Annotated in this window: 20 protein-coding genes and 3 pseudogenes; 11 read left to right on the top strand and 12 right to left on the bottom strand. The window is 70.1% G+C overall.

The features are described 5' to 3' along the window. Window positions 1-35: 35 nt before the first annotated feature. Window positions 36-1,124, bottom strand: coding sequence for a mandelate racemase/muconate lactonizing enzyme family protein (locus tag ACFVYE_RS04660; protein ID WP_383959127.1), 1,089 nt, complete (start codon window positions 1,122-1,124; stop codon window positions 36-38). Between the two features lie 383 nt (window positions 1,125-1,507). On the opposite strand from ACFVYE_RS04660, the gene ACFVYE_RS04655 reads away from it, so the two are divergent. The 5 genes from ACFVYE_RS04655 to argB all read left to right on the top strand — a co-directional run bounded on the left by ACFVYE_RS04655 (window position 1,508) and on the right by argB (window position 6,323). Beyond that, entirely contained in the window at window positions 1,508-2,374 is an 867-nt protein-coding gene (locus ACFVYE_RS04655; protein ID WP_389604046.1) for a fumarylacetoacetate hydrolase family protein, read from the top strand. Between the two features lie 291 nt (window positions 2,375-2,665). Next, window positions 2,666-3,484 carry an SDR family NAD(P)-dependent oxidoreductase gene (locus tag ACFVYE_RS04650; protein WP_383959131.1) on the top strand — a complete coding sequence of 273 codons (819 nt, stop codon included), beginning with the start codon at window positions 2,666-2,668 and terminating at the stop codon, window positions 3,482-3,484. Window positions 3,485-3,677: 193 nt separating this feature from the next. Next, on the top strand, window positions 3,678-4,337 hold the full coding sequence (locus ACFVYE_RS04645; RefSeq protein ID WP_383959162.1) for a GntR family transcriptional regulator: 660 nt from the start codon (window positions 3,678-3,680) through the stop codon (window positions 4,335-4,337). Window positions 4,338-4,608: 271 nt separating this feature from the next. Then, entirely contained in the window at window positions 4,609-5,370 is a 762-nt protein-coding gene (locus ACFVYE_RS04640) for an isochorismatase family protein (RefSeq protein ID WP_383959132.1), read from the top strand. Continuing rightward, window positions 5,367-6,323, top strand: coding sequence for an acetylglutamate kinase (argB, locus tag ACFVYE_RS04635; protein ID WP_389604043.1), 957 nt, complete (start codon window positions 5,367-5,369; stop codon window positions 6,321-6,323). Before ACFVYE_RS04640 ends, argB begins: the two co-directional genes overlap by 4 nt. 468 nt (window positions 6,324-6,791) lie before the next feature. Here argB and ACFVYE_RS04630 read toward each other — a convergent pair whose 3' ends face one another. The 7 genes from ACFVYE_RS04630 to ACFVYE_RS04600 form a co-directional block, all read right to left on the bottom strand. Beyond that, window positions 6,792-7,382, bottom strand: a complete 591-nt coding sequence (locus ACFVYE_RS04630; protein WP_383959136.1) for a hypothetical protein — start codon at window positions 7,380-7,382, stop codon at window positions 6,792-6,794. A gap of 14 nt (window positions 7,383-7,396) precedes the next feature. After that, on the bottom strand, window positions 7,397-8,560 hold the full coding sequence (locus ACFVYE_RS04625) for an ROK family glucokinase (RefSeq protein ID WP_327272036.1): 1,164 nt from the start codon (window positions 8,558-8,560) through the stop codon (window positions 7,397-7,399). Between the two features lie 132 nt (window positions 8,561-8,692). Then, window positions 8,693-9,553, bottom strand: a complete 861-nt coding sequence (locus ACFVYE_RS04620) for an ATP-binding cassette domain-containing protein (protein ID WP_327272037.1) — start codon at window positions 9,551-9,553, stop codon at window positions 8,693-8,695. After that, the gene (locus ACFVYE_RS04615) at window positions 9,550-10,602 is read right to left on the bottom strand and encodes an ABC transporter permease (protein WP_383959139.1); all 1,053 of its coding nucleotides are present in this window, start codon (window positions 10,600-10,602) and stop codon (window positions 9,550-9,552) included. The genes ACFVYE_RS04620 and ACFVYE_RS04615 overlap by 4 nt, the downstream gene beginning before the upstream one ends. After that, complete coding sequence (locus ACFVYE_RS04610; RefSeq protein ID WP_389604040.1) at window positions 10,599-11,582, bottom strand: sugar ABC transporter substrate-binding protein; 984 nt, start codon at window positions 11,580-11,582, stop codon at window positions 10,599-10,601. The genes ACFVYE_RS04615 and ACFVYE_RS04610 overlap by 4 nt, the downstream gene beginning before the upstream one ends. A 194-nt stretch (window positions 11,583-11,776) precedes the next feature. After that, entirely contained in the window at window positions 11,777-12,787 is a 1,011-nt protein-coding gene (locus ACFVYE_RS04605; RefSeq protein ID WP_383959143.1) for a sugar ABC transporter substrate-binding protein, read from the bottom strand. A gap of 93 nt (window positions 12,788-12,880) precedes the next feature. After that, complete coding sequence (locus ACFVYE_RS04600) at window positions 12,881-13,639, bottom strand: GntR family transcriptional regulator (protein ID WP_383959144.1); 759 nt, start codon at window positions 13,637-13,639, stop codon at window positions 12,881-12,883. A gap of 138 nt (window positions 13,640-13,777) precedes the next feature. Here ACFVYE_RS04600 and ACFVYE_RS04595 point away from each other — a divergent pair, with 138 nt between their 5' ends. Continuing rightward, window positions 13,778-14,815, top strand: a complete 1,038-nt coding sequence (locus ACFVYE_RS04595; RefSeq protein WP_389604037.1) for a Gfo/Idh/MocA family oxidoreductase — start codon at window positions 13,778-13,780, stop codon at window positions 14,813-14,815. 42 nt (window positions 14,816-14,857) lie between these two features. On the opposite strand, the gene ACFVYE_RS04590 is transcribed toward ACFVYE_RS04595, so the two are convergent. From ACFVYE_RS04590 to ACFVYE_RS04580, 3 genes and pseudogenes are all read right to left on the bottom strand, one after another. Further along, a complete protein-coding gene (locus ACFVYE_RS04590; protein WP_383959148.1) occupies window positions 14,858-15,277 on the bottom strand; it encodes a PaaI family thioesterase in 420 nt (139 codons plus the stop codon). 16 nt (window positions 15,278-15,293) lie between these two features. After that, on the bottom strand, window positions 15,294-16,484 hold the full coding sequence (locus ACFVYE_RS04585; protein ID WP_383959150.1) for a cytochrome P450: 1,191 nt from the start codon (window positions 16,482-16,484) through the stop codon (window positions 15,294-15,296). Window positions 16,485-16,539: 55 nt separating this feature from the next. Continuing rightward, window positions 16,540-16,926: pseudogene (locus ACFVYE_RS04580) on the bottom strand (response regulator transcription factor); the annotation flags it as partial. Between the two features lie 171 nt (window positions 16,927-17,097). On the opposite strand from ACFVYE_RS04580, the pseudogene ACFVYE_RS04575 reads away from it, so the two are divergent. Continuing rightward, window positions 17,098-18,728: pseudogene (locus ACFVYE_RS04575) on the top strand (IS200/IS605 family accessory protein TnpB-related protein). Here ACFVYE_RS04575 and ACFVYE_RS04570 read toward each other — a convergent pair. Continuing rightward, window positions 18,727-19,086, bottom strand: a pseudogene (locus ACFVYE_RS04570) (response regulator transcription factor); the annotation flags it as partial. The pseudogenes ACFVYE_RS04575 and ACFVYE_RS04570 overlap by 2 nt on opposite strands. 397 nt (window positions 19,087-19,483) lie before the next feature. Here ACFVYE_RS04570 and ACFVYE_RS04565 point away from each other — a divergent pair. From ACFVYE_RS04565 to ACFVYE_RS04550, 4 genes are all read left to right on the top strand, one after another. Further along, window positions 19,484-20,200 (top strand): helix-turn-helix transcriptional regulator, encoded by a 717-nt coding sequence (locus tag ACFVYE_RS04565; protein WP_389604035.1) that lies wholly within the window; start codon window positions 19,484-19,486, stop codon window positions 20,198-20,200. A 213-nt stretch (window positions 20,201-20,413) separates the two neighbouring features. Beyond that, window positions 20,414-21,172 carry an SDR family NAD(P)-dependent oxidoreductase gene (locus tag ACFVYE_RS04560; protein WP_383959154.1) on the top strand — a complete coding sequence of 253 codons (759 nt, stop codon included), beginning with the start codon at window positions 20,414-20,416 and terminating at the stop codon, window positions 21,170-21,172. After that, window positions 21,169-21,294, top strand: coding sequence for a hypothetical protein (locus ACFVYE_RS04555; protein ID WP_383959156.1), 126 nt, complete (start codon window positions 21,169-21,171; stop codon window positions 21,292-21,294). The genes ACFVYE_RS04560 and ACFVYE_RS04555 overlap by 4 nt, the downstream gene beginning before the upstream one ends. An 84-nt stretch (window positions 21,295-21,378) precedes the next feature. Beyond that, entirely contained in the window at window positions 21,379-22,209 is an 831-nt protein-coding gene (locus ACFVYE_RS04550) for an aldo/keto reductase (protein ID WP_383959158.1), read from the top strand. Window positions 22,210-22,333: the final 124 nt, after the last annotated feature.

The following is a 22,333-nucleotide window of genomic DNA, read 5'->3' as shown; positions in this document are numbered from 1 at the left end:
GCACGGACGCGAGGCGGTGGCCGTAGCCGTGGCGGTCAGGCGACCCTCAGGTCCGCGATGGCGTTCTCGTCCCACTCGATGCCGAGACCGGGGGCCTCGGGCGGCACGACGCAGCCGTCCTCGATCCTCAGCGCGCTGCGGGTGATGGCGCCGAGCTGAGGGATGTGCTCGACGTACATGCCGGCGGGTACGGCACACGCCAGGCTCGCGTGGATCTCCATGAGGAAGTGCGGCGCCACCTTGACGTTGAACGCCTCCGCCGCGTGGGCGACCTTCAGCCACGGGGTGATGCCGCCGACGCGCGCCACGTCCACCTGGACGATGCCGGCGGCGCCCCTGCGCAGGTATTCGGCGAAGTGCCCCACGCTGTAGATGGACTCGCCGACGGCCACCGGCACGGTGGTGGAACGGGCCAGGCGCTCATGGCCGGCCACATCCTCCGCGGGCAGCGGCTCCTCGAACCAGGCGATGTCCAGCGGCTCATAGGTGTGGGCGCGGCGGATCGCCTCGGCTCCCGTCATGGACTGGTTGGCGTCGACCATGATCTGCCAATCGGGACCGACGGCCTCACGGACCGCGGCCAGCCGCTCCGCGTCCTCGGCCGCGCTCGGCTTGCCCACCTTGAACTTGGCTCCACGCAGCCCGGCCGCCTTGGACGCCTTGGCGTTCTCCACCAACTCCTCGATGGGCAAATGGAGCCAGCCGCCCTCCGTGTCGTACACCGGCAGCCGGCTGTGAGCCCCGCCCGCGAGCCGCCAGAGCGGCTCACCGGCCCGCAGACACCGTAGGTCCCACAGTGCGGTATCGAGTGCGGCCATGGCGAGCGCCGTCAGTGCCCCGAAGGCAGTGGCCCGGGTGGCGTACAGCATCTTCGTCCAGAGCGCCTCGACATCGCGTGCGTCCGCGCTGATCAGCGTGGCTGCGAGGTGGTCGCGCAGCAGTGCCACCACAGAGGAGCCGCCGGTACCGATGGTGTACGAGTAGCCGGTTCCCCGCAGCCCGTCGTCGGTCTCGATGGTGGCGAGGACGGTCTCCTGGCGTACGAAGGTCTGCGAGGCGTCGGTACGCAGCACCTCGGGCTCGATGTTGACGAGCCGGATGTCGACCTTGGTGATGATGCTCATGGGAGCGGGCCTTTCAGGACGAAGCGCGAAGCGGGTGCTCTGCCGGACTCGCCGGGCCGGGAGGATGGCCGATGTGCGGCGGCCGGGAGGCAGGAGAAGGGGCCCCGGTGGACTGCCGGGGCCAGTCGGCACCGACGGAGCCAGACCAGATTTTCCTATAGGAAATAAAGATGCGAGGAGAGTACGCCCGGACGCCCCGCCCCGGTCAAGGGTTTACAGCGAGCAACTTTCCCCGGCAGGGGGCTTGAATGCGCAGCTCTGGACTCTGCGCGACATGCAGACAGGGCCGCGGAGGCCCCCTCCCTCGGACCAGGGGTTCACGATCAACCTATTTTCCTATAGGTTTTCGAGGAATGACTCCTCAAGCCCAAGGAGGCTGCCAGATGCAGCTCATGCGAGTAGGACCAGCGGGGCGGGAACGCCCGGCCGTACGCGACGGCGAGGGGGTGATCCGCGACATCACCTCGCTGACCGATGACATCGACGGAGTCTTTCTGGCGGACGACGGCATCGCCCGGGTCCGCGCCGCCCTGGAGGCAGGCACGCTTCCCGCCCTCCCCGGCGCCGAGGAACTGCGCGTGGGCGCCCCCGTGGCCCGTCCGTCCGCCGTCCTGTGCGTGGGACAGAACTACGCGGCCCACGCCGCCGAGTCCGGCAGCGAGCCCCCGACCGCCCCGATCATCTTCTTCAAGCACCCCAACACCGTCGTCGGCCCCTACGACGACGTGCTGATCCCGCCCGGCGCCGAGAAGGTCGACTGGGAGGTCGAGCTCGCCATCGTCATCGGCAGCCGCGCCTCCTACCTGCAGAACACCGAGGACGCCGCCCGCCACATCGCCGGCTACGCCGTCTCGCACGACGTCTCCGAACGGGCCTACCAGCTCGATGTCTCCGGCGGTCAGTGGTCCAAGGGCAAGTCCTGCGAAACCTTCAACCCGCTCGGCCCCTGGCTCGTCCCCGCGGACGACCTCCCCGAGGGCCCCCAGGCCCTGAACCTGCGCAGTCGGGTCAACGGCGAGGACAGGCAGAACTCCTCCACCGCCGACATGATCTTCGGCGCCCATGAGCTGGTCCGCCACCTCAGTCACTACCTGACGCTCGAACCGGGCGACATCATCAACACCGGTACCCCACAGGGCGTCGCGCTCTCGGGCCGCTTCCCCTACCTCGAGGCGGGCGACGTGGTCGAGCTGGACATCGACCACCTCGGTCACCAGCGCCAACTCCTGTGGGACACCCGCACCGCCTGAGACACCAGCAGGCGGGCAAGACCCCCATGCCGCGTATCGCCCGGACCGGCTCTTCAGCTCTTTCGCATACCGCGACGGCAACCGAGGACGAGGCCACCGAAGAAAAGAGTGGTGGAAGCACACCGGCCCCCGTCGGGGGCCGGTCGGGGAAGCCGCGGCCGCGAATGGCGCACCGGTACGGAGCAGGTCCTCCTCATGAAGCAGCCGTGCCCGCCGCAGCCACGAGTCCGCGGCGCACACCGCGCCGGCGGCATCACAGCCCCACACACGTATGAAGGACGGCGAACACCCATGGCAGAGCAGACGGCAGGCACAACGGCGGAGTTCGGCTCGCTCACGGCGGCGGTGACCGGCGGCGCCTCCGGCATCGGACTGGCCACCGCCACCGAACTCGCCCGTCGCGGCGCCCAGGTCGTCGTCCTCGACCTCAGGACCGACCGACTGCCCGAGGGACTGCACGGTGAGATCTGCGACGTCACGGACCGTGCGTCCGTCGACGCGGCTCTCGCCTCCATCGGCGCGCGCTTCGGCGGTCTCGACATCCTCGTCAACAACGCGGGCATCGGCGCGCAGGGCACCATCGCCGACAACGACGACGCCGAATGGCACCGCGTGTTCGACGTGAACGTTGTCGGTATCGCCCGCGTCACCACCGCGGCCCTCCCACTGCTGCGCGCCTCGCAGCACGCCGCTGTCGTCAATACCTGCTCGATCGCGGCCACCGCCGGGCTTCCGCAGCGCGCCCTCTACAGCGCCAGCAAGGGCGCCGTGCTCGCTCTCACCCGTGCCATGGCCGCCGACCATGTGCGCGACGGCATCCGTGTCAACTGTGTCAACCCCGGCACGGTGGACACTCCGTGGGTCGGCAGGCTTCTCGACTCGGCACCCGATCCTGCGGCCGAGCGCGCTGCCCTCGCAGCCCGTCAGCCCACCGGGCGACTCGTCTCCGCCGAGCAGGTGGCCACCGCCGTCTGCTATCTGGCGAGCCGCTTCTCCGGCGCCACCACCGGCACCGACCTCGCCGTCGACGGCGGCATGCAGGGCCTGCGGCTGCGCCCGGCCGGGATGGAGGAGCCGGAGCCCGAACGTCCAGGCACGCCCGGTCGTTAGACTGCATCGCGGATGTTCATCCCTGTCACCGCCCACTGCCGCTGGAGGCCGGATGCTGTCGGAAGAGCTCTCCGGCGTCCCGCACAGACCGGAAGGCGCGCCCGCGCGCGCCTCGAAGCACGGGCGGGCGCTGCCTCCGGACGCGGAACCGGCGAGCGCGGCCAGGGGCGGTGACGGCGCGCGGGAGCGGGACATGCCACCGCGTCAGGCGCTGGCCGACACGGTGTACGAGGCGATCAAGGCCATGGTCATGGACCACGAGATCACCCCGGGGGCCCGCGTCGGTATCGAGGCGCTGGCCCGCACCCTGGAGGTCTCGCCCACGCCGGTGCGGGAGGCACTGGCCCGGCTCGAATCGGACGGCCTGGTCGTGAAGCGGTCCCTCGCGGGATACCGGGCCACCGAACTGCTCACGCCCCAGGGGCTGGAGGAGCTGTTCGAGATGCGTCTGCTGCTGGAACCCAAGGCCGCCGCGCTGGCCGCCCAGCATGCCGACGAGGCCGGGCTCGACCGGCTCGAGCAGCTCCAGGACAAGATGCGCGGTCTGCCGGAATCCGGCGACAAGTACGCCGCCTACCGCGAGTTCGTCGCCCTCGACCAGTGCTTCCACGACACCCTCGCCGAAGCCGCAGGCCGTCCCCTGCTGAGCGAGGCGGTGGAACGCCTTCACTCGCATCTGCACATTTTCCGGCTGAGCAGCATCCCCGGCGCGGGCGAGCCCACCCATGCCGAGCACGACCGTATCGTCCGGGCCATCCTGCGCCGCAGCCCCGAACGGGCCGCCCAGGCCATGGTCAGCCACCTGGAACGCAGCCTGGAGCGCCAGCTCGGCCGCCGCGACCAGCAGGCCTGAACCGGCCCATCATCCGGGCGGACGGATCCGCAAGCCGCGCAGGCACCGGGGCGGCGCCGTGTCTCGTTCTTCTCCAGCCGTGCATCGCGCAGCCACTCCCGGTGCGCCACCGCTTCCTCCGGGGATCACACAGTTGACCTCCGCTCAGACTCCGAGAGGCGGGCCGATCCAAGCCAGGATGGCCATTACTTAGGTCAGGCTTAGCTAAGCCAAGGTCCTCTTGGTGGTTCGGACCCACGGTGCGTATGTCATCAGGGGAGGGAGATCACCCATGGGCTCACCCGCCATCGAGTCCTACCCGATGCCGGACCGCACCGCCCTCCCCCGGTCGCATGTCTCCTGGAGGATCGATCCGGCACGCGCCGCGCTGCTGGTCCACGACATGCAGAATCACTTCGTCGGCGCGTTCCCGGCGGGACGTTCCCCCGTGGTGGAACTCGTCGACAACATCGCGGCGCTGCGGCGACGCGCACAGACCCTGGGCATGCCGGTCGTCTTCAGTGCGGAGCCGGCCGGACAGCCGCCGGGACAGCGCGGGCTCGTCGCCGACATGTGGGGTCCGGGCATCGGGGACGAGCCGGACGCCGCCGCGATCGTCGCACCCCTCACACCTCGCCCCGGTGAGCATCTGCTGGCGAATGTGCGCCACAACGCCTTCCTGCGCAGCCATCTCGGCAGGCTGCTGCGTTCGCAGGGCCGCGACCAGCTGATCATCTGCGGGGTGTACGCGCACCTCGGCGTCCTACTGACCGCGGCAGACGCGTTCATGAACGACATCCAGCCATTCGTCGTCGCCGACGCGGTGGCCGACTTCTCCACCGAGGAACACACCTTGGCGCTTCGCTGGGCCGCACGCAGCGGCATGGTCTGCATGACGGACGGCCTGCTGCGCGGTCTCGTCCTGCAAGGGGAGCCGAAGAACGGACCACCTCGCGGGCGCTCCGAGGCAGACACACGGACGAATGATCACACCGTCTCCTACGTCCCCGAGAACAGCGCGTACAGCTCGCGAACAGGGTGGGGGCAGACATGAGACCGGTCGTCACAGAGCGCGCGGACGCAGATCCGTTCACCGGGTCACTTCTCCGGCCGGAGGAACTGCGGGGCAGTGCCGTCGTCGTCAAGTTCGGCGGCAACGCCATGGTGGACGCGAGCCTGCAACGGACGTTCGCCCGGGACGTCGTGGAGCTGTGGCACACGGGCCTGCGCCCGGTCGTCGTACACGGGGGCGGGCCGCAGATCAGCGCGATGCTCGACCGCCTCGGCCTGGAATCCCGCTTCGAGGCGGGCCTGCGGGTGACCACGCCGGAGACCATGAGGGTGGTGCGCATGGTGCTGAGCGGCCGGGTCCAGCGTGAGCTGGTCAGCCACATCAACGCTCACGGGCCCTTCGCCGTGGGCATGACGGGCGAGGACGCACACACGATGACCGCGGTGCGGCGGCCGGCCTGGGTGGACGGCCGTCCGGTGGACATCGGTCTCGTCGGCGACATCGTGGACGTGAACCCGGGCATGGTGCGCACGCTCCTGGAGCAGGGGCACATCCCTGTGGTCTCCCCCGTGGCACGCGGCGAGGACGGACAGGTCTACAACGTCAACGCCGATCTCGCGGCGTCCGCCCTGGCCGTGGCCCTCGACGCCGAGCGGCTGGTCATGCTCACCGATGTGGAGGGGCTGTACGCGAACTGGCCGCACAGCACCGAGGTGATCGAGCACCTGACAGCCGATGCGCTGGAAGGGCTGCTGCCGGGGCTGGCGAGCGGGATGCTGCCGAAGATGGAAGGCTGTCTGCGGGCCGTCCGCGGCGGCGTGCGCAAGGCGCACGTGCTCGACGGCCGCGTACCGCACGCGGTGCTGCGAGGTGTCCTCGGCGAAACCAGCCCCGGCACCACCGTGGTTCCCGACAACAGCCCGGACCACGACAGCAGCACTGTACGACCGCAGCGGCCGACGCGCCGCTCACGCACTGCCGAAGGGCCGTGCTGACGGGCACCTACGGCACCCCGCCCCCGATGCCACGGCGGAGCGGGAGCCGCACGGTGTGACGCGAATCCCGGCGTGCGTTCACACACTTCGCCTGCAGGATCGCCATCAACACGCTCGCCCGTCCCACCCCGCCGTGACATCCGCCGTCTCCGCCCGGATCGCGCAGTTCGGCAACGTGTCGCACCTCTTCGCCGCCGAGGCTCCCGTCACGCTCGCCGAGCACCTGCTCGACCTGCTGGGCAGGCAGGGCAGGTGGTTCATTGCCAACTCCCGTGCGGAGGCGGTCGAAGCGGCCTCCGAGACCGCCCGCGCGAGGGACAACTGCGCCGGCACACACGCGAGCCGACGGTCACAGGGCCCTCGCGTGGGTCCGCGCGTTGCGCCGGGGATCCGGGGACTCCGCCCAGGACGAAGGTCACTGGCGTCGCTCACCTGCTCCAGGTCGGTGAGCGGTCCGCCGGCTTCCGGTCAGGGGGTCGCCGCAGACACGACGTATACGACCGGGTTCATCGGATCGGACATGTTCACGGTGATGTCCTGGGTGGGCCGCGGGTCCTTGTTGGTGTGCGTGGTGCCCGCCCACTCGACGCCGGGGCCGAAGCTCCAGCCCGAGATCTCCTGGTCGCGGTCGCCGATGCTGACCTCGCCGGTCTCCAGGGCGGCGCGGCCGCTGCCCAGCCGGCTCAGGAACCGGTCGAGCCCGGCGGACGTGGTGCGGAACTGCACGTACAGCCGGCTGGCCTTCCAGTTGTTGGTCTCGTAGTACTGCACGTCCAGGGCGTTGCCGGGCATCGGCAGCTCGAAGATCCGGCGCTGCATGCGGGACGGCCAGCCCTCCCTGAGCCCCTGCGCGGATGCCTCGGCCTCCTTGTTCTGGCCGGAGCGGCGGCTCTGCCCCGCGGAGATCAGCAGATAGCCGGCCGGAATACCGATGAGCAGCACGATGATCGTCGCCGTGATCAGGCGGCGGCGGATCACCCGGCGCCGGTCCTGCGGCGGCTTGTCGTCGTCGGGCGGCGAGGACTGGCGCGGCAGGACGGGGTGCTCGGCTGCGGTCATGTCTGTGGTGATCCCTAGGAGGTGCGAGTGTTGCGCGTGTTACGGATGGTGCTCGCGGCCTGGTCGTAGATCTGCGCGTACCGCTCGTACCGCTCGACGCGGCGACGGTTGGTACGGCGGAATCTGCGGGCCACCAGCCTGGCCAGGTCGGCGGCGCCGACCATACCTGCCTCCGGGCCGAGCTGCGCCTTTGCGATCCGGGCCTCGGGGCGGTAGCCACGGCCTGTGAGGTGGCGCTTGAAGGCATCCCTTGCGGGGCCGATCAGCAGGTCGTCGGCGGCGCTGACGCCGCCTCCGATGACGAAGCAGGAGGGGTCGAGCGCGGCGGCCAGATTGGCGATGCCGACGCCGAGCCACTGGCCGATGTCCTGGAGGAGCTCGATGCACATCGCATCGCCCTCACGGGCCAGTTCGGTGATGAGGGGTCCGGTGATGTCGGGGATGTTCCCCTTGACCCGCTCGATGATGCCGTGTGCCACCGGGGAGTCGGCCGCGGCCAGCTCCTTGGCCTCGCGGACCAGGGCGTTGCCGGAGCTGTACTGCTCCCAGCAGCCGCGGTTCCCGCAGGGGCAGCGGTGCCCGCCGGGCACCACCTGCATGTGGCCGAACTCACCGGCGACGCCGTATTTGCCGCGCTTGACCTGACCGTCCTCCAGGATCGCGCCGCCGATGCCGGTACCGAGTGTGATCATGACGAGGTGGTCCTCGCCGCGGCCCGCTCCGAAGCGCCACTCCGCCCAGGCGGCGGTGTTGGCGTCGTTGTCGACCATGACGGGGACGACGAGGCGGGAGGCGAGGGCGTCGCGCAGCGGTTCGTCGCGCCAGGCGAGGTGCGGGGCGAAGAGCACCTTGGAGCGGTCCGCGTCGACCCAGCCGGCCGCCCCGATGCCGACGGCGTGCACATCGTGCCGGTCGGAGAGGTCCAGGACCAGCTCGACGATGGTGTCCTCGACGACCTTGGGGCTCTTGGACTTGTCCGGCGTCTCGGTGCGCAGCTGCTCCAGGATGTTGCCGTCGGCGTCGACGACGCCGGCCATCACCTTCGTGCCCCCGATGTCGATGCCGACGGTGGGTACCCGCGGCGCCGTGAGGTGCGAGCGCCGCTCCCGGGTGCCTACGGTCCGCAGGACGGTGGCGCGGGCGGAGCCGCGGTGTGTGAAGTCGCGGTACGTGCTCATCGTCCCTGCGGGGTCTGGGGGGCCGGGGGCGGTGCTCCCGGCGGCGGACTGCGCCCGTCGGGCTCGATTCTGCCACTGCCGGGGCACCGCGGCTGGCGGACCGGGTTCTTGAGGGCCGGTACCGGCCCGGTACTACTGGGGGTCGTCGGCGACCGGGTGGCCGCCCAGATGGGTCGGGCCCGGGGCCCGCTCCAGCTCGTGGCTGAGCTCCTCCAGCTCGCTGCCGCCCGCCATCTGGCGGGTCAGCTCGTCCAGAGTGATGCTCGCCTTGGTGTGACTGCCGGACATGGCGCCCCGCTTGAGCAGGACGAACCGGTCACCGACGAGATACGCATGGTGCGGGTTGTGCGTGATGAGGACCACGCCGAGACCCGCGTCGCGGGCGGCCGCGACGTACTTGAGGACGACCCCGGACTGCTTGACGCCGAGCGCGGCGGTGGGCTCGTCCAGGACGAGGACCTTGGCGCCGAAGTAGACGGCCCGCGCGATGGCGACGCACTGGCGCTCGCCGCCGGAGAGCGTCCCGATCGGCTGGTCGACGTCGCGCAGGTCGATGCCCATGCGCAGCAGCTCGGAGCGGGTCGTCTCGCGCATCAGCCGCACGTCGAGGCGCTTGAAGGGGCCCGCGCCGGTGGTCGGCTCGGAGCCGAGGAAGAAGTTCCGCCAGACCGGCATCAGGGGGACGACGGCCAGGTCCTGGTAGACCGTGGCGATGCCCCGGTCGAGGGCGTCGCGCGGGTTGGCGAGGGTGGTCTCCTCGCCCTCGATGAGGAAGGTCCCCGCGTCGTGCCGGTGCAGCCCAGCGATGATCTTGATCAGGGTGGACTTGCCGGCGCCGTTGTCGCCGAGGACACAGGAGATCTCCCCCGCGTGCACCTCCAGCGAGACGTCCGTCAGGGCCTTGATGTTGCCGTAGAACTTGCTGACGTGATCCAGCTCGACGAGCGCCCGGTGGGACGTCTCCCGGTCGGCCGGTGCCTGGGGGGCCGTCATTTCGTCGCCTCCGCGCGCTTGCGTACCCATGCGTTGAGCAGGGTGGCCAGGAGCAGCATGGCTCCGAGGAAGAACTTGAACCAGTCCGGGTTCCACTCCGCGTACACGATGCCCTTGCTGGTCATGCCGAAGATGAAGGCACCGACCGCGGAGCCGATCGCGGAGCCGTAGCCGCCGGTGATCAGGCAGCCGCCGATGACGGCCGCGATGATGTAGATCAGCTCGTTGCCGACGCCCTCGCCGGACTGCACCACGTCGAACGAGAACAGCAGATGCTGCCCGGAGACCCAGGCGGCGAAGGCGACCCCGAGGTAGAGCCCGATCTTGGTACGGATCACCGGGACGCCGACCGCGCGGGCCGCGTCGGCCTCGCCGCCGACCGCGAAGATCCAGTTGCCGAAGCGGGTGCGGAGCAGGATCCAGGTGGCGATCGCGACGAGCACGGCCCACCACAGAATGGTGACCTTCAGCTCGACGCCGCCGATGGTCCACTGCGAGGCGAAGACCTGCCGGGCCGAGTCGAAGCCCTCCATGTCGGCAATGGACTTCGTCGACACGGTCCCGCTGATCAGCTTGGTGAAGCCCAGATTGAGGCCGGTCAGCATCAGGAACGTACCGAGCGTGATGATGAAGCTCGGCAGTTTGGTACGGGTCAGCATGAAGCCGTTGAACGCCCCGATGGCCAGCGTGACCAGCAGCGACACAAAGACGCCGACCCAGACGTTGGCCGTCATCTGATAGCTGAACATCGACGAGATCAGCGCGGAGCTGGTGACCAGCACACCGGCGGAGAGGTCGAACTCGCCGCCGATCATCAGCAGCGCCACGGGCGCGGCCATGATCCCGATGGTCGAGGCCGCGTACAGCACCGTGCCGAAGCTTGAGGCGCGCAGGAAGCTGTCGGCGACGATCGAGAAGAAGATGAAGACGGCCGCGGCACCGACCACCGAGCCGAGCTCGGGGCGGCCGAGCAGTTTGCGCAGCGGAGAGGTGCGCAGCAGCCGCTCGTCGGCCCCGGCCGGGGAGGATGGCCCTGCAACCGTGCTCATCGGGTCCCCCGCTTCGTGTATTCCGCCAGCTCGGCGGCGTCCTTCGAGGTGATGATCTGCGGGCCGGTGAGGACCGGGCGTCCACCGCCGAGCACATTGCCGTTGAAGCGGTACAGCCAGAGCAGGTCCACGGCCTCGTAGCCCTGAAGGTAGGGCTGCTGGTCGACCGCGAAGCCGAGGGTCTTGTCCTGGAGCGCCGTGGCGACCTTGGCGTTCAGGTCGAAGGTGTCGATCTCGGCCTTGCTGCCCGCGGTCTTCTTCGCCTTGACGGCGGCGTCCGCGAACGGCGCCCCGAGGGTGACGACCGCGTCGATGTTCTTGTCGGCCTGGAGCTTGGCCTCGATGGACGCCTGGACGTCGGGCATGTTGGTGCCTTCGACGTACAGGTTCTGCATCTGCCCGTCGAACGACTTCTTCGCTCCGGCGCAGCGCTGCTCGTGGCCGACGTTGCCCTGCTCGTGCAGGATGCACAGGGCCTTCTTGCGGCCCCGCGCGTTGAGCTCGTCGCCGACGGCCTCACCCGCGATCGACTCGTCCTGGCCGATATGCGTGAGCGCGCCGAACTGCTTGGACTCCGCGGAGCCCGAATTCACCGTGATCACCGGGATACCGGCCCTGGTGGCCTTGGCGACGACGTCCTTCATCGCGTCGGGCTTGGCGAGTGTGACGATCAGCCCGTCGACCTTCTGGTCGATGGCGGCCTGGACGAGCTGGGCCTGCTGCTGCGCCTCGTCGTTGTGCGAGTACAGGAACTTGATGTTGTCCTTGACGGCCGCCTGCTCGGCGCCCCGCTGGACGATGTCCCAGAAGGTGTCGCCGTCGCCCGAGTGGGTGACCATGGCGAAGGTCCAGCGGGGCGTGTTCACCGCGGACCGGCTCTCGGCGGCGGCCCGGGCCGCGCGCTCCTCCGCCCGCTTGCCACCGGTGCTGCTGCATCCCACGAGGGAAGCCCCGAGCACCGCCGCAAGCACGGCGCCCATCGCACGTACCCCTGTCCGAACCCTTGCCACGACGCCGTGCCCTTCTTGTGCTGCTCGCTGTGCTGCTTGGTGGGGCCGGGGACGGTTCACACCCTGCCCGACTGGCCAAGTATCCCCGAGCCGCCGACGGCGCCGCCCGGCAGGGGCGGGGCACGTGTGCCGGCACCGGGTGTGCACAGCGGCGCGCGGGACGCTCATCGGGTGCCGCGCGCGGTGTATTTCTCCAGCTGCGGCACGTCGTCGGCGGTGACGATCGCCGGGCCGGTGAGCACCGGCTTCCCGCCGCCGATGACGTTTCCGTTGGTCTTGTTCAGCCACAGTTCGTCGATGGCGAGATAGCCCTGGAGGTAGGGCTGCTGGTCGACGGCGAAGCCGACCTCCTCGGCCTTCAGCCGCTTGACGACCTCGGCGTTCAGATCGAATGTGTCGACCTCCGCCCCGCTGCCGGAGCCTTCCTTGGCCTTGACGGAGGCGGCGGCGAAGGGCGCGCCCAGGGTGACGATCGCGTCGATGCCCTTGTCGGCCTGGAGCTTCGCTTCGATCGAGGAGGTGGAGGCGGGCATGTTGGTGCCCTCCACGTTGAGGTTCTCGACGGTGCCGCTGAAGGTCTTGCGCACACCTGCGCAGCGCTCCTCCAGCGACACATTGCCCTGCTCGTGGATGACGCAGACGGCCTTCTTGCGGCCCCGCTCGTCGAGCTCCTCGCCGACGGCCTCGCCCGCGACCTTCTCGTCCTGCCCGATGTGCCCGAGCGCGCCGATCTCCTTGGAGAACTGCGCACCCGAGTTGATGGTCACGACAGGTATGCCGGCCCGCACGGCCTTGGCGACGACGTCCTTGACCGCTTCCGGCTTGGCGAGGGTGACAACGATGCCGTCGACCTTCTGGTCGATGGCGGCCTGGACGAGCTGGGCCTGTTCCTTGCCCTCCTTGTTCGCCGAGTACAGGAACTCGACGTTGTCCTTGGCCGCCGCCTGTTTCGCGCCGCTCTGCACGATGTCCCAGAAGGTGTCGCCCTCCCCGGAGTGCGTGACCATCGCGATCTTCATCCGGGGAGTGGAGACCGCCTTGCCCCCGCTGCCGCTTGCATCCCGGGGCTTGTCCTCGGCGCTCTTGCCGCCGGAGCTGCTGCATCCGGTGACGGTGAGGCCGATGCCGATGGCGGCCGTGGCGATCAGGATTGCTGACTTGCGAAAGCTGCGCATCGTGGGTCCGCCCTCTCTCCCCGCCGCCCGAATGCGGCTGGCGGCAGTTCTAGCGGTGGGCGCCTTGGACGTCAACGGGCCCCGTGGCCGTCGTCAGCGTACGAGCAGCTGGAAATCGAAGGAGTAGCGCGAGGCCCGGTAGATGTGGGAGCCGAACTCGACCGCCCGCCCGGTGTCGTCGAAGGTGGTGCGCTCCATCGTCAGCAGCGCGGCCCCCTCGGCCTCGGCGAGTGAGGCCGCCTCGTCGGCGGTGGCGAGCCGGGCGCCGACGGTCTGGCGGGCACTGTGCAGGGTGATGCCCGCACCGCGCATCATCCGGTAGAGGCCGGTGGTTTCCAGCCGTCCGGTGTCCAGGTCGACGATCCCGAGGGGCAGGTGGTTGCGCAGGAGTGCCAGCGGCTCGTCGTGCGCGTACCGCAGCCGCTCGACGAGGTGTACGTCGGCGCCCTCCGCGACTGAGAGTGCGTCGGCGACCGAGGCGTCGGCGGGCTCGACGGTGTTGCGCAGGACGCGGGTCGTGGGGTGCCCGCCCGCGGCCTCCAGGTCGTCGTACAGGCTGCTCAGTTCGAGCGGGCGCCTGACCCTGCTGTGCACGACCTGGGTGCCGACGCCGCGGCGACGGACCATCAGCCCCTTGTCGACCAGTGACTGGATGGCCTGACGGACGGTGGGCCGGGACAGGCCGAGCCGGGCCGCGAGTTCGATCTCGTTGCCGAGGAGGCTGCCGGGGGCGAGCCGGCCCTGCTCGATGGCCGCTTCCAGCTGCTGGGCCAGCTGGTAGTAGAGGGGAACCGGGCTGGAGCGGTCCACGCCGAGTTCGAGTGCGGCCGGATCGGTGGTGGGTTTGGGCACGCGTGGAGGGTATCCCTCACGTCAGAACCTCCGGTAGTCAGGTCGTTCTGTTGTCCGGACAGCATGAACACCGAACAAATCCGCACTTTGTCAGGACATATAGTTGACAGAGCAGTCGGTGGGCGGCACGTTGGGTCCATGCGTATCGGACTCATCGGCACCGGCCGGATCGGTTCCTTCCACGCGGGCGTGCTGGCCCGCCATCTTGAGGTGGACGCCCTGGTGGTGACGGACACCGACCGGGCGCGGGCCGCCGAGGTCGCGGACCGCATCGGCGCGACGGCCGCGGTCGGCGTCGCCGAGATGTTGGACGCGGGGGTGGACGCCGTGGTGATCGCCTCGGCCACTTCGGCGCACGCGGAACTGATCGGGCGGGCCGCACGGGCGGGACTGCCCGCGTTCTGCGAGAAACCGATCGCACTGGACCTGCCGGGGACACTGGACGCGCTGTGCGAGGTCGAGAGGGCGGGGAGCATCCTCCAGCTGGGCTTCATGCGCAGGTTCGACGCGGGGTACAAGGCGGCGCGCGCCGCCGTGCGGGCAGGAACGCTGGGCAGGCTGCACACCGTACGGGCGATGACCCTGGACCCCGCACCGCCGCCCGCCGCGTATCTGCCGCTCTCCGGGGGGCTGTACCGGGACTGTCTGGTCCATGACTTCGACATGCTGCGATGGGTGACGGGCCGCGAGGTGACCGAGGTGTACGCCACCGGATCGGATGCCGGGCCCGCGATGTTCCGGGCGGCCGGCGACGTCGACACGGCTGCGGCCCTGCTGACCCTCGACGACGGCACCCTGGCCACGGCGACGGCCACCCGCTGCAACGGCGCCGGTTATGACGTACGGATGGAACTGGCGGGCGAGCTGGACCAGATCACGGTCGGCCTGGACGACCGAACGCCGGTCACCTCGGCGGAGCCGCAGGGCCCCGCCGCACCGCTCAGCCCCTGGCCGGGCTTCCTGGAGCGGTTCGCCCCGGCGTACGAGGCGGAACTGGACGCGTTCGTACGGGTGGTGCGGGGCGAGCTGCCCAATCCGTGCGACGGCCGGGAAGCGTGGTACGCGCTGCTGATCGCGGAGGCGTGCGAGGTGTCCCGCCGGGAGCGGCGCCCCGTGGAGATCGCGGAGATCGCCGACGGAGCAGCCGTCCGGTCCGGCGCTCGCGCCGCGCGATGAACTGCTGTTGCCCGGCCGCCGGGGGGGGGCGGTCAAGGCACTTCAGGACGGTGTGGCGGACAGTACGGTCCCCTGGGCGACCGCGCAGAGCGTCTTCGCTCCGTCCTCCCCCGCGGCGAACAGCTCGCAGCGGACCACGGCCTGACGGCGGCCGGTGTGCACGACATCGGCGTGGGCGATGAGCGTGCGGCCGGTGGCGGGCCGTATGTACTGGATGGAGAAACCGCCGGTCAGCACGGCCGGGCCGAGGGTCGTCCCGGCGGCGAAGGTGATCGAGTTGTCGGCGGCGTAGGCCAGGACTCCGCCGTGCAGAAAGCCGTTCTGCTGCTGGAGTTCCTGACGAATGTCCACTTCGAGTGTGGCGGCGCCGTCCCCGAAGGAGGTGATCCGCGCCCCGACGAGCCCGCTGAACGGCTGGCTGTCGAGGACCTTCTGTGCCATCTGCAAATCAAGTCCGGTCATGACAGAGCTTCTTACCTCACCAGCGGACGGGCAACTCCCGCACCCCACGGATCAGTATCCCCGGGACCCAGTCCGACTCCCCGGCGTCCGCGTCCGGTGCGAGACCGGGGCACCGCTCCAGGAGCGTACGGATCGCGATCCGGCCCTCCATCCGGGCCAGCGGCGCACCCAGGCAGAAGTGCACTCCGTGCCCGAAGGCCAGATGCCCCTGGGCGTCGCGGCGGATGTCGAAGCGGTCGGGTTCCGGGTAGCGGCCGGGGTCGCGGTCGGCGCCCGCCAGGGAGATCAGAACCGGCTCGCCCGCCGGAATGACCCTCTGCCCGATCTCGACCGGTTCGCGGAGGTAGCGGAACGTGGCGGTCTCCACCGGTCCGTCGTAGCGCAGCATCTCCTCGACCGCGCCGTCGATCAGGCCGAAGTCCGCGCGAAGCTCGGCCAGTTGGTCCGGGTGGTGGAGCAATGCCCGCACCCCGTTGGAGATCAGGTTGACCGTGGTCTCATGGCCGGCGACGAGCAGCAGGAAGGCCATGCCCACGAGCTCGTCGGGCGACAGCCCGTCCCCCTCCTCGTCACGCGCCCTGACCAGGGCGCTCATCAGGTCGTCACCCGGCGAGCACCGCTTGTCCTCGATGAGCTCGGCGAGGTACGCGCCCATGCCGGCCACCGCCTCGTGCTCCTGCTCCGGCGTGGCCGGGGTGACGACGTCGTTCGACAGTCTGCGGAAGGTGTTCCGGTCCAGGTCCGGCACACCGATCAGTTCGCAGATGACGGTCATCGGCAGCGGGAAGGCGAGCGCGTCCACGAGATCGGCGTGCCCGGCGGGCACCATCGCGTCGAGGAGCTCATCGGTGATCTGCTGGACGCGCGGGCGCAGGGCCTCGACCCGGCGTGCGGTGAACTCCCGCGTGACGAGCTTGCGCAGCCGCGTGTGATGGGGTGCGTCCAGCTCCAGCATGTTGGCGAAGATCGGATCGTTCCCCTCGGGCCGGTCCACCAGCCCCCGCCACTCCTTGCCGAACCGCTGGTCGGCGAGGGCCGCGCGGCCCTCGTCGTACCCGACCACGAGCCAGATCCGCTCGAATTCGTCGGTGCGGACGGTGTGCACGGGACCTGCGGCACGCAGCTTCTCGTAGTACGGATAGGGATTCGCGGTGAAGTCCTTGACCCCGCGCAGATCGACATCGACGTGACTACTGGCATCGGACATGGGATCGCCCCTCCCGGTCTGATCGGCTCGATCGCTCGCGATCGACCGGTTCATCCTATGTCGCCGGATCTGCGCCTTCGTCGTCCAGCAGGCCCGCGTCGTGCACCAACAGTGCGATCTGGACACGGTTGTTGAAATCGAATCTGGCCAGGATGCGGGACACCTGCGTCTTCACGGTCGCCACGCTCAGATAGAGCGTGGCGGCGATCTCGGCGTTGGAACGGCCGCGTCCGACGGCGATCGCCACCTCACGTTCCCGGTCGGCGAGCGTGGCGATCCGCCGTCGTGCGCGGTCGGCGCGGTCCACCCGGCCGTCCCGGCCGCCCCCGGGCCCGGTCCCGGCGGCGTGGGCCATCAGCCTGCGGGTCACCGCGGGCGACAGCACCGGATCACCGGCCGCCACCCGCCGCACCGAGTCGACGATCCGGGCCGGAGGGGTTGCGAGCTGCTGTCGGTTTGCTGAGTTGAAGTGCGTTGTAGTGAGTGGGAGTGAGTCCTGTCGGTGGGTGCGTGGTGGTGGGAACGGGGGTTCTGGGGCCGAATGGGTGACCTTGGCGGTTGCTGCTCGTTGGGCTGGGTGGCAGGTTTCCAGTCTTGGGGAGGGGGTGTTGTGGTGGGTGGTTTGCGGGAGTTGGCGGCGCCGTTCGTGGTGCCCGGGCCGTGCGGGGTGGCGATCCGGGACCGCCTCAAGCACCTCACGCCCCAGGACGAGAACGTGCTCCGCCTGGTCGGTGAGCATCAGGGGGCGCTCGCTTCCCGTGTGATCTCAGGGCCCGTTGTGCGGACGGTCTGGACCACGGTGCGGACAGTTGGGCGTCGCGTAAGCGGGACCTGACGGCACAGTCGTCGTCGCGGATCGCGGGTGCGATTACCAAGGCCACGCACGATCAGTGGGCGCTTGCGCGCCGTTGCCAGGCCGTGCACATCCAGACGCTGGAGGCCGGGATCAGGACGCTGCGGCACCGCCTGTCCCTCCCGATCGGTGAGCGAGGAACGAAGCAGGCTGCGGGCGGCTACCGCTCCAGGGGTGAGTGGTTTCGCAAGTCCCGTCGCCTCGCTGCACTGGAGGCACGGCATGCGGCCGTTGTCGCCGACCGGCAAGCCGGACGGGTGAGTGTGGTGCGCGGCAGCAGACGTCTCCTGAACACCCGCCACCACCTCGCCGACGCCCGGCTCACCGAAGAGCAGTGGCGGGAACGCTGGGAGGCGGAGCGCTGGTTCATCGCTGCTGATGGTGAGTCGGGGAAGCGGTTCGGGAACGAGACCATCCGCGTCACCCCGGATGGCGAAGTGTCCATCAAGCTGCCCGCCCCGCTCGCACACCTGGCCAATGCCCGGCACGGCCGGTACATCCTCGCCACCCGTATCGGGTTCGCGCACCGGGGCCAGGAGTGGGCCGACCGCGTCACCACGAACCGGGCTGTCGCCTACCGAATCCACCTCGACGTGGACCGCCGCCGCTGGTACCTCACCGCATCCTGGCAACGCCCCATCGTCCGGACCATCCCATTGGAGGCCGCCCGCGCCCTCGGTGTGATCGGTGTCGACACCAACGCCGACCACTTCGCCGCCTACCACCTCGACCCACACGGCAACCCCATCGGCGACCCGCACCGCTTCGGCTACGACCTGTCCGGCACCGCCGGTCACCGCGACGCCCAGATTCGCCACGCACTGACCCGCCTCATCAACTGGGCCAAGCACATCGGGGTCGCCGCAATCGGCATCGAAGACCTCGACTTCACCGCCGAGAAGACCCGTGAGAAACATGGCCGCAAAAAGCGGTTCCGGCAGCTGATCTCCGGTATCCCGACCGGCAAACTCAAGGCCCGGCTCGTTTCCATGGCAGCCGAACAGGGCCTGAGTATTGTCGCGGTCGACCCCGCCTACACCTCCCTGTGGGGTGCCCAGCACTGGCAGAAGCCACTGGCCACCCCGCACCGCAGAATGTCTCGTCATGATGCCGCGGGCATCGCGATCGGACGACGCGCCCTCGGGCACCGGGTCCGGCGTCGGACGGCACCGCCCCCACACGACCGGAGTGATCGTGCGGGGCATCGGACCGTCCAGGCCGGGTTCGGCACCCGGGGGCGTGAGGGAACCCGCCCACCCGCAACGGATCACGCCCCTGGAGGCGTGCCGCCGAACGGGACGAGAAAGCGGCAACCCAGCGCATCCAACACCGTTCGGGATGCGCCCAGTACACATCAGTGGGTCCAGGACTCACTCATGCGCACTGGTTAGGAACGGTGTCCTTCAGGACAAAGCCGACGGCTCCGGCGCGGATGGCCCGCAGCACCTGTTCGTCGGCGTGGAACGTCGTCAGGACGATGATCTCCGGAGCATCGGGACGGGTCCGCAGTGCCTCCGTAGCCGTCAGCCCGTCCATGGTCGGCATCCGGATGTCCATCAGCACCACATCGGGGCGGAGCCGGTCGACGAGATCCGCGACCTCGGAGCCGTCGGCCGCCTCCCCCACGATGTCGATGTCGTCGGCGCCGCCGAGCATGAGAGTGAGACCGGCCCGTACGAGCGGGTCGTCGTCGACGATGAGCAGCCGGACGGGCTGCGCCACGGGACCCATGGGGGTCGGGGCGGTCATGACGCCAACCGTGGTCAGGTCCGGACACCGGATGCGCCGGGAATCCTTGCGTCCGCCCCGGACCGTCCGGCGATCAGGGCGACCACGGCAGCCAGGCCCAGATGCCGAAGCCCCCGTCCGGCTCCGGACCGTGGTCGAGGCGGCCGCCGGCCTCCTGGCTCTCCACGGCGGGAACGATGCGGGAACGCTGTGGAGACTCGGCGGCTCACACGCGGAACGATCACCGTACCGGGCAGTGCCCGGCCCGGGGAATACCCGTCTCATCCGTCGTCCCGTGCTTCGCCGTCGGTGTCAGCGCCGCGCCAGCTCCATGATCCAGTTGGTCAGCCAGTTCTCGCCGCCGTCCAGGGAGAACGCCTGCTCCCAGCGGGCCGACTCCGCAGTGATCCCTGACCAGATGAACCGCACCCTGCCCGGGCCCGTGGCGGATCTCGGCCTCGGCGCGTCCCTGGCGGCGGCCCAGCTCAAACTGTGCGCGGCGCTGCCGCCCGAACTCCGCGAGCAGGCCGACCGGATGCGCGCCCGCTTCCATCTCGACGCGCCCGGCTGGTACGCGCAGGACGAGGAGACCCCGTACCTCCAGCAGGTCGCCGACGCGGTGTGGCACAGCCGGGTCCTCGATGTCCGCTATCGCCGCTGGCAGCAGTCGACCGATATCGACCGGCGGCTGGAGCCGTACGGGCTGGTACTCAAGGCAGGACGCTGGTACGTCGTCGCCGGGCCGGGACCGCGTACGTACCGGGTCGACCAGATCCTCCGGCTCACCGTCCTCGACGAGAAGTTCACCCCTCCCGAGAACTTCGACCTTGCCGGACACTGGGAGCGCCATCAGGCGGACTTCCATGCCCGTCTCCATCAGGCGGAGGCACTGGTACGCATCGCACCGCACGCCGCGTCACGCCTCATGGGAGCGGCGGCCCGGGCACTGGCCGACAGCGGAACGCCGGATCCGGACGGCTGGATCCGCGCGGTGCTGCCCATCGAGTCGCTCGACCATGCCCACGGCGTGTTCCTGGCCCTGGGCGAGGATGCCGAGGTACTGGGCCCACCCGAGTTGAGGGCCGCGGTCGCCGCGACTGTACTCGCGCTGGCGATGCGCTACGCCTCCGGCTGAGGGGCCGAAAGACCTCGCTCTCGCCCGGAACTCATCGGTCCACCCGCAAAAACCCCCGCCCCCGGGCACATCGGGGTGTGCGTCCGATTCCCGCCGGTTTCCGCCACACAGAAGATCTTTCCTTGTCCATGTCGAAAGACCCGGGCGAAAGACCCGGGCGTCGCAGGAACCGACGCCGCACAGGACCCGGCTTCACGGACCAGGAGACCCACCATGACCATGACCACCACCACGACCACCGGCTCGGACAGGGCCGCACTCGTCACCGGCGGCAGCCGGGGCATCGGTGCCGCGACCGCGCTGCGGCTGGCCCGGGACGGTGCCGATGTGGCGCTGACATACGTGCGGGACGAGGACGGCGCGCAGGCGGTCGTCAAGAAGATCCAGTCGTACGGCCGTCGCGGAATCGCCCTGCGCGCCGACTCGGCCGACCCGGATGCCGCCCCGGCAGCCGTGCACCGTGCCGCCGACGCGCTCGGCCGGCTCGACATCCTGGTCAACAACGCGGGCATCGGCGTCCTCGGCCCCATCGAAACCCTCACCCCCGCCGACGTCGACCGGGTGCTCGCGGTCAACGTACGGGCGGTCTTCCTGACCTGCCGCGCGGCGGCGGGGCTGATGGGGAACGGTGGCCGCATCATCTCCCTCGGCACGGCTCTCAGCCGGCACGCGGGCGGTCCCGGCTCCACCCTCTACACGATGAGCAAGTCGGCGCTGGCCGGCCTCACCAAGCCGCTCGCCCGGGAACTCGGCCCGCGCGGCATCACGGTCAACCTGGTCCAGCCGGGTCCGGTCGACACGGACCTCAACCCGGCCGACGGCCCGCTCGCCGCCGGACAGCTCTCCGCGATCGCACTGGACCGGTTCGCCACCGTGGACGAAGTGGCGTCCCTGATCGCCTACTTGGCCAGTGACGAGGCGGCGTACATCACGGGTACGGAGGTGACGGTGGACGGGGGCCACGCCGCTTGACCCGGCTTCGCAGCGGCAACCCGCCGGCCGGTCTCCCGGTCCTCGGCCTGATCCGGCGGTGCTGCGGCCACGACCGGGGCGACGAGGTCATCACCCAACTGCGCAGGCCCGTGGGGCTGTGATCCGGGCTCACCCGCGGGGTCCATGCCTCGCACCCCGGTCCGCCCTACCCTGGCCGGTGAGGTTTCCGAACGAAAAGGGAGATCATGACCGAGACCCCGGTTCACACCCTGAACGACGGCCGCGCCATTCCCGCCGTCGGACTCGGCACCTGGCCGTTGGGCGACGCCGCGGCGGAGAAGGCCGTCGCCGGGGCCCTGGGCCTCGGCTACCGGCTCGTCGACACCGCACTGAGCTACGGCAACGAGACCGGTACCGGCCGCGGGATCGCCCGCAGCGGCGTGCGGAGGGAGGATGTCTTCGTCACCACCAAGGTCCCGGGCCGGCATCACGGTTACGAGCCGACGCTGGCGTCGTTCGAGGAGTCGCGGCGCAAACTCGGGCTGGAGTACGTGGATCTGTATCTCATCCACTGGCCGTTGCCCCGGCTCGATCTGTACGTCGACACCTGGAAGGCGCTGATCCGGCTCCGTGAGGACGGTCTGGCGCGCTCGATCGGCGTCTCCAACTTCACCGCGGCCCAGATCGACCGGCTGGAGCAGGAGACGGGGGTGCTGCCGGCCGTCAACCAGATCGAGATGCACCCGCGCCTGCCGCAGGACGAACTGCGGTCCGCGCACGCCGCCAAGGGCATCGTCACGGAGAGCTGGAGTCCGCTCGGCCGCGGGCGCGATCTGCCGGCCGCCCCGGAGCTGGTCGCCGTCGCCGATGCGCATGGCGTGACTCCTGCTCAGGCCGTGCTGCGCTGGCACACCCAGCTGGGTGCCGTACCGATCCCCAAGTCGGCCGATCCGGGACGGCAGCGCGAGAACCTGGACCTGTTCGGGTTCGAGCTGACGGCGGACGAGCTGGCCCGCATCTCGGCCGGGCCGCGGCAACGGTTCGGCGGGGATCCCGAGGTCCACGAGGAGTTCTGAGGGGCCTTTCGCACCGGTGTGTCCGTGTCGCTGTGTGCGCGGCAAACCGCGCGGCCACAGCGACGGCCGGATCACCCCCAGCGCGGGGTGAGCGACGCCAACCCGGGCCAACCCACGCCCCCCC

The organism is Streptomyces sp. NPDC058239 (assembly GCF_042882185.1).
Taxonomy (GTDB): Bacteria; Actinomycetota; Actinomycetes; order Streptomycetales; family Streptomycetaceae; genus Streptomyces.
This window is presented reverse-complemented; position numbering and strand designations above follow the sequence as displayed.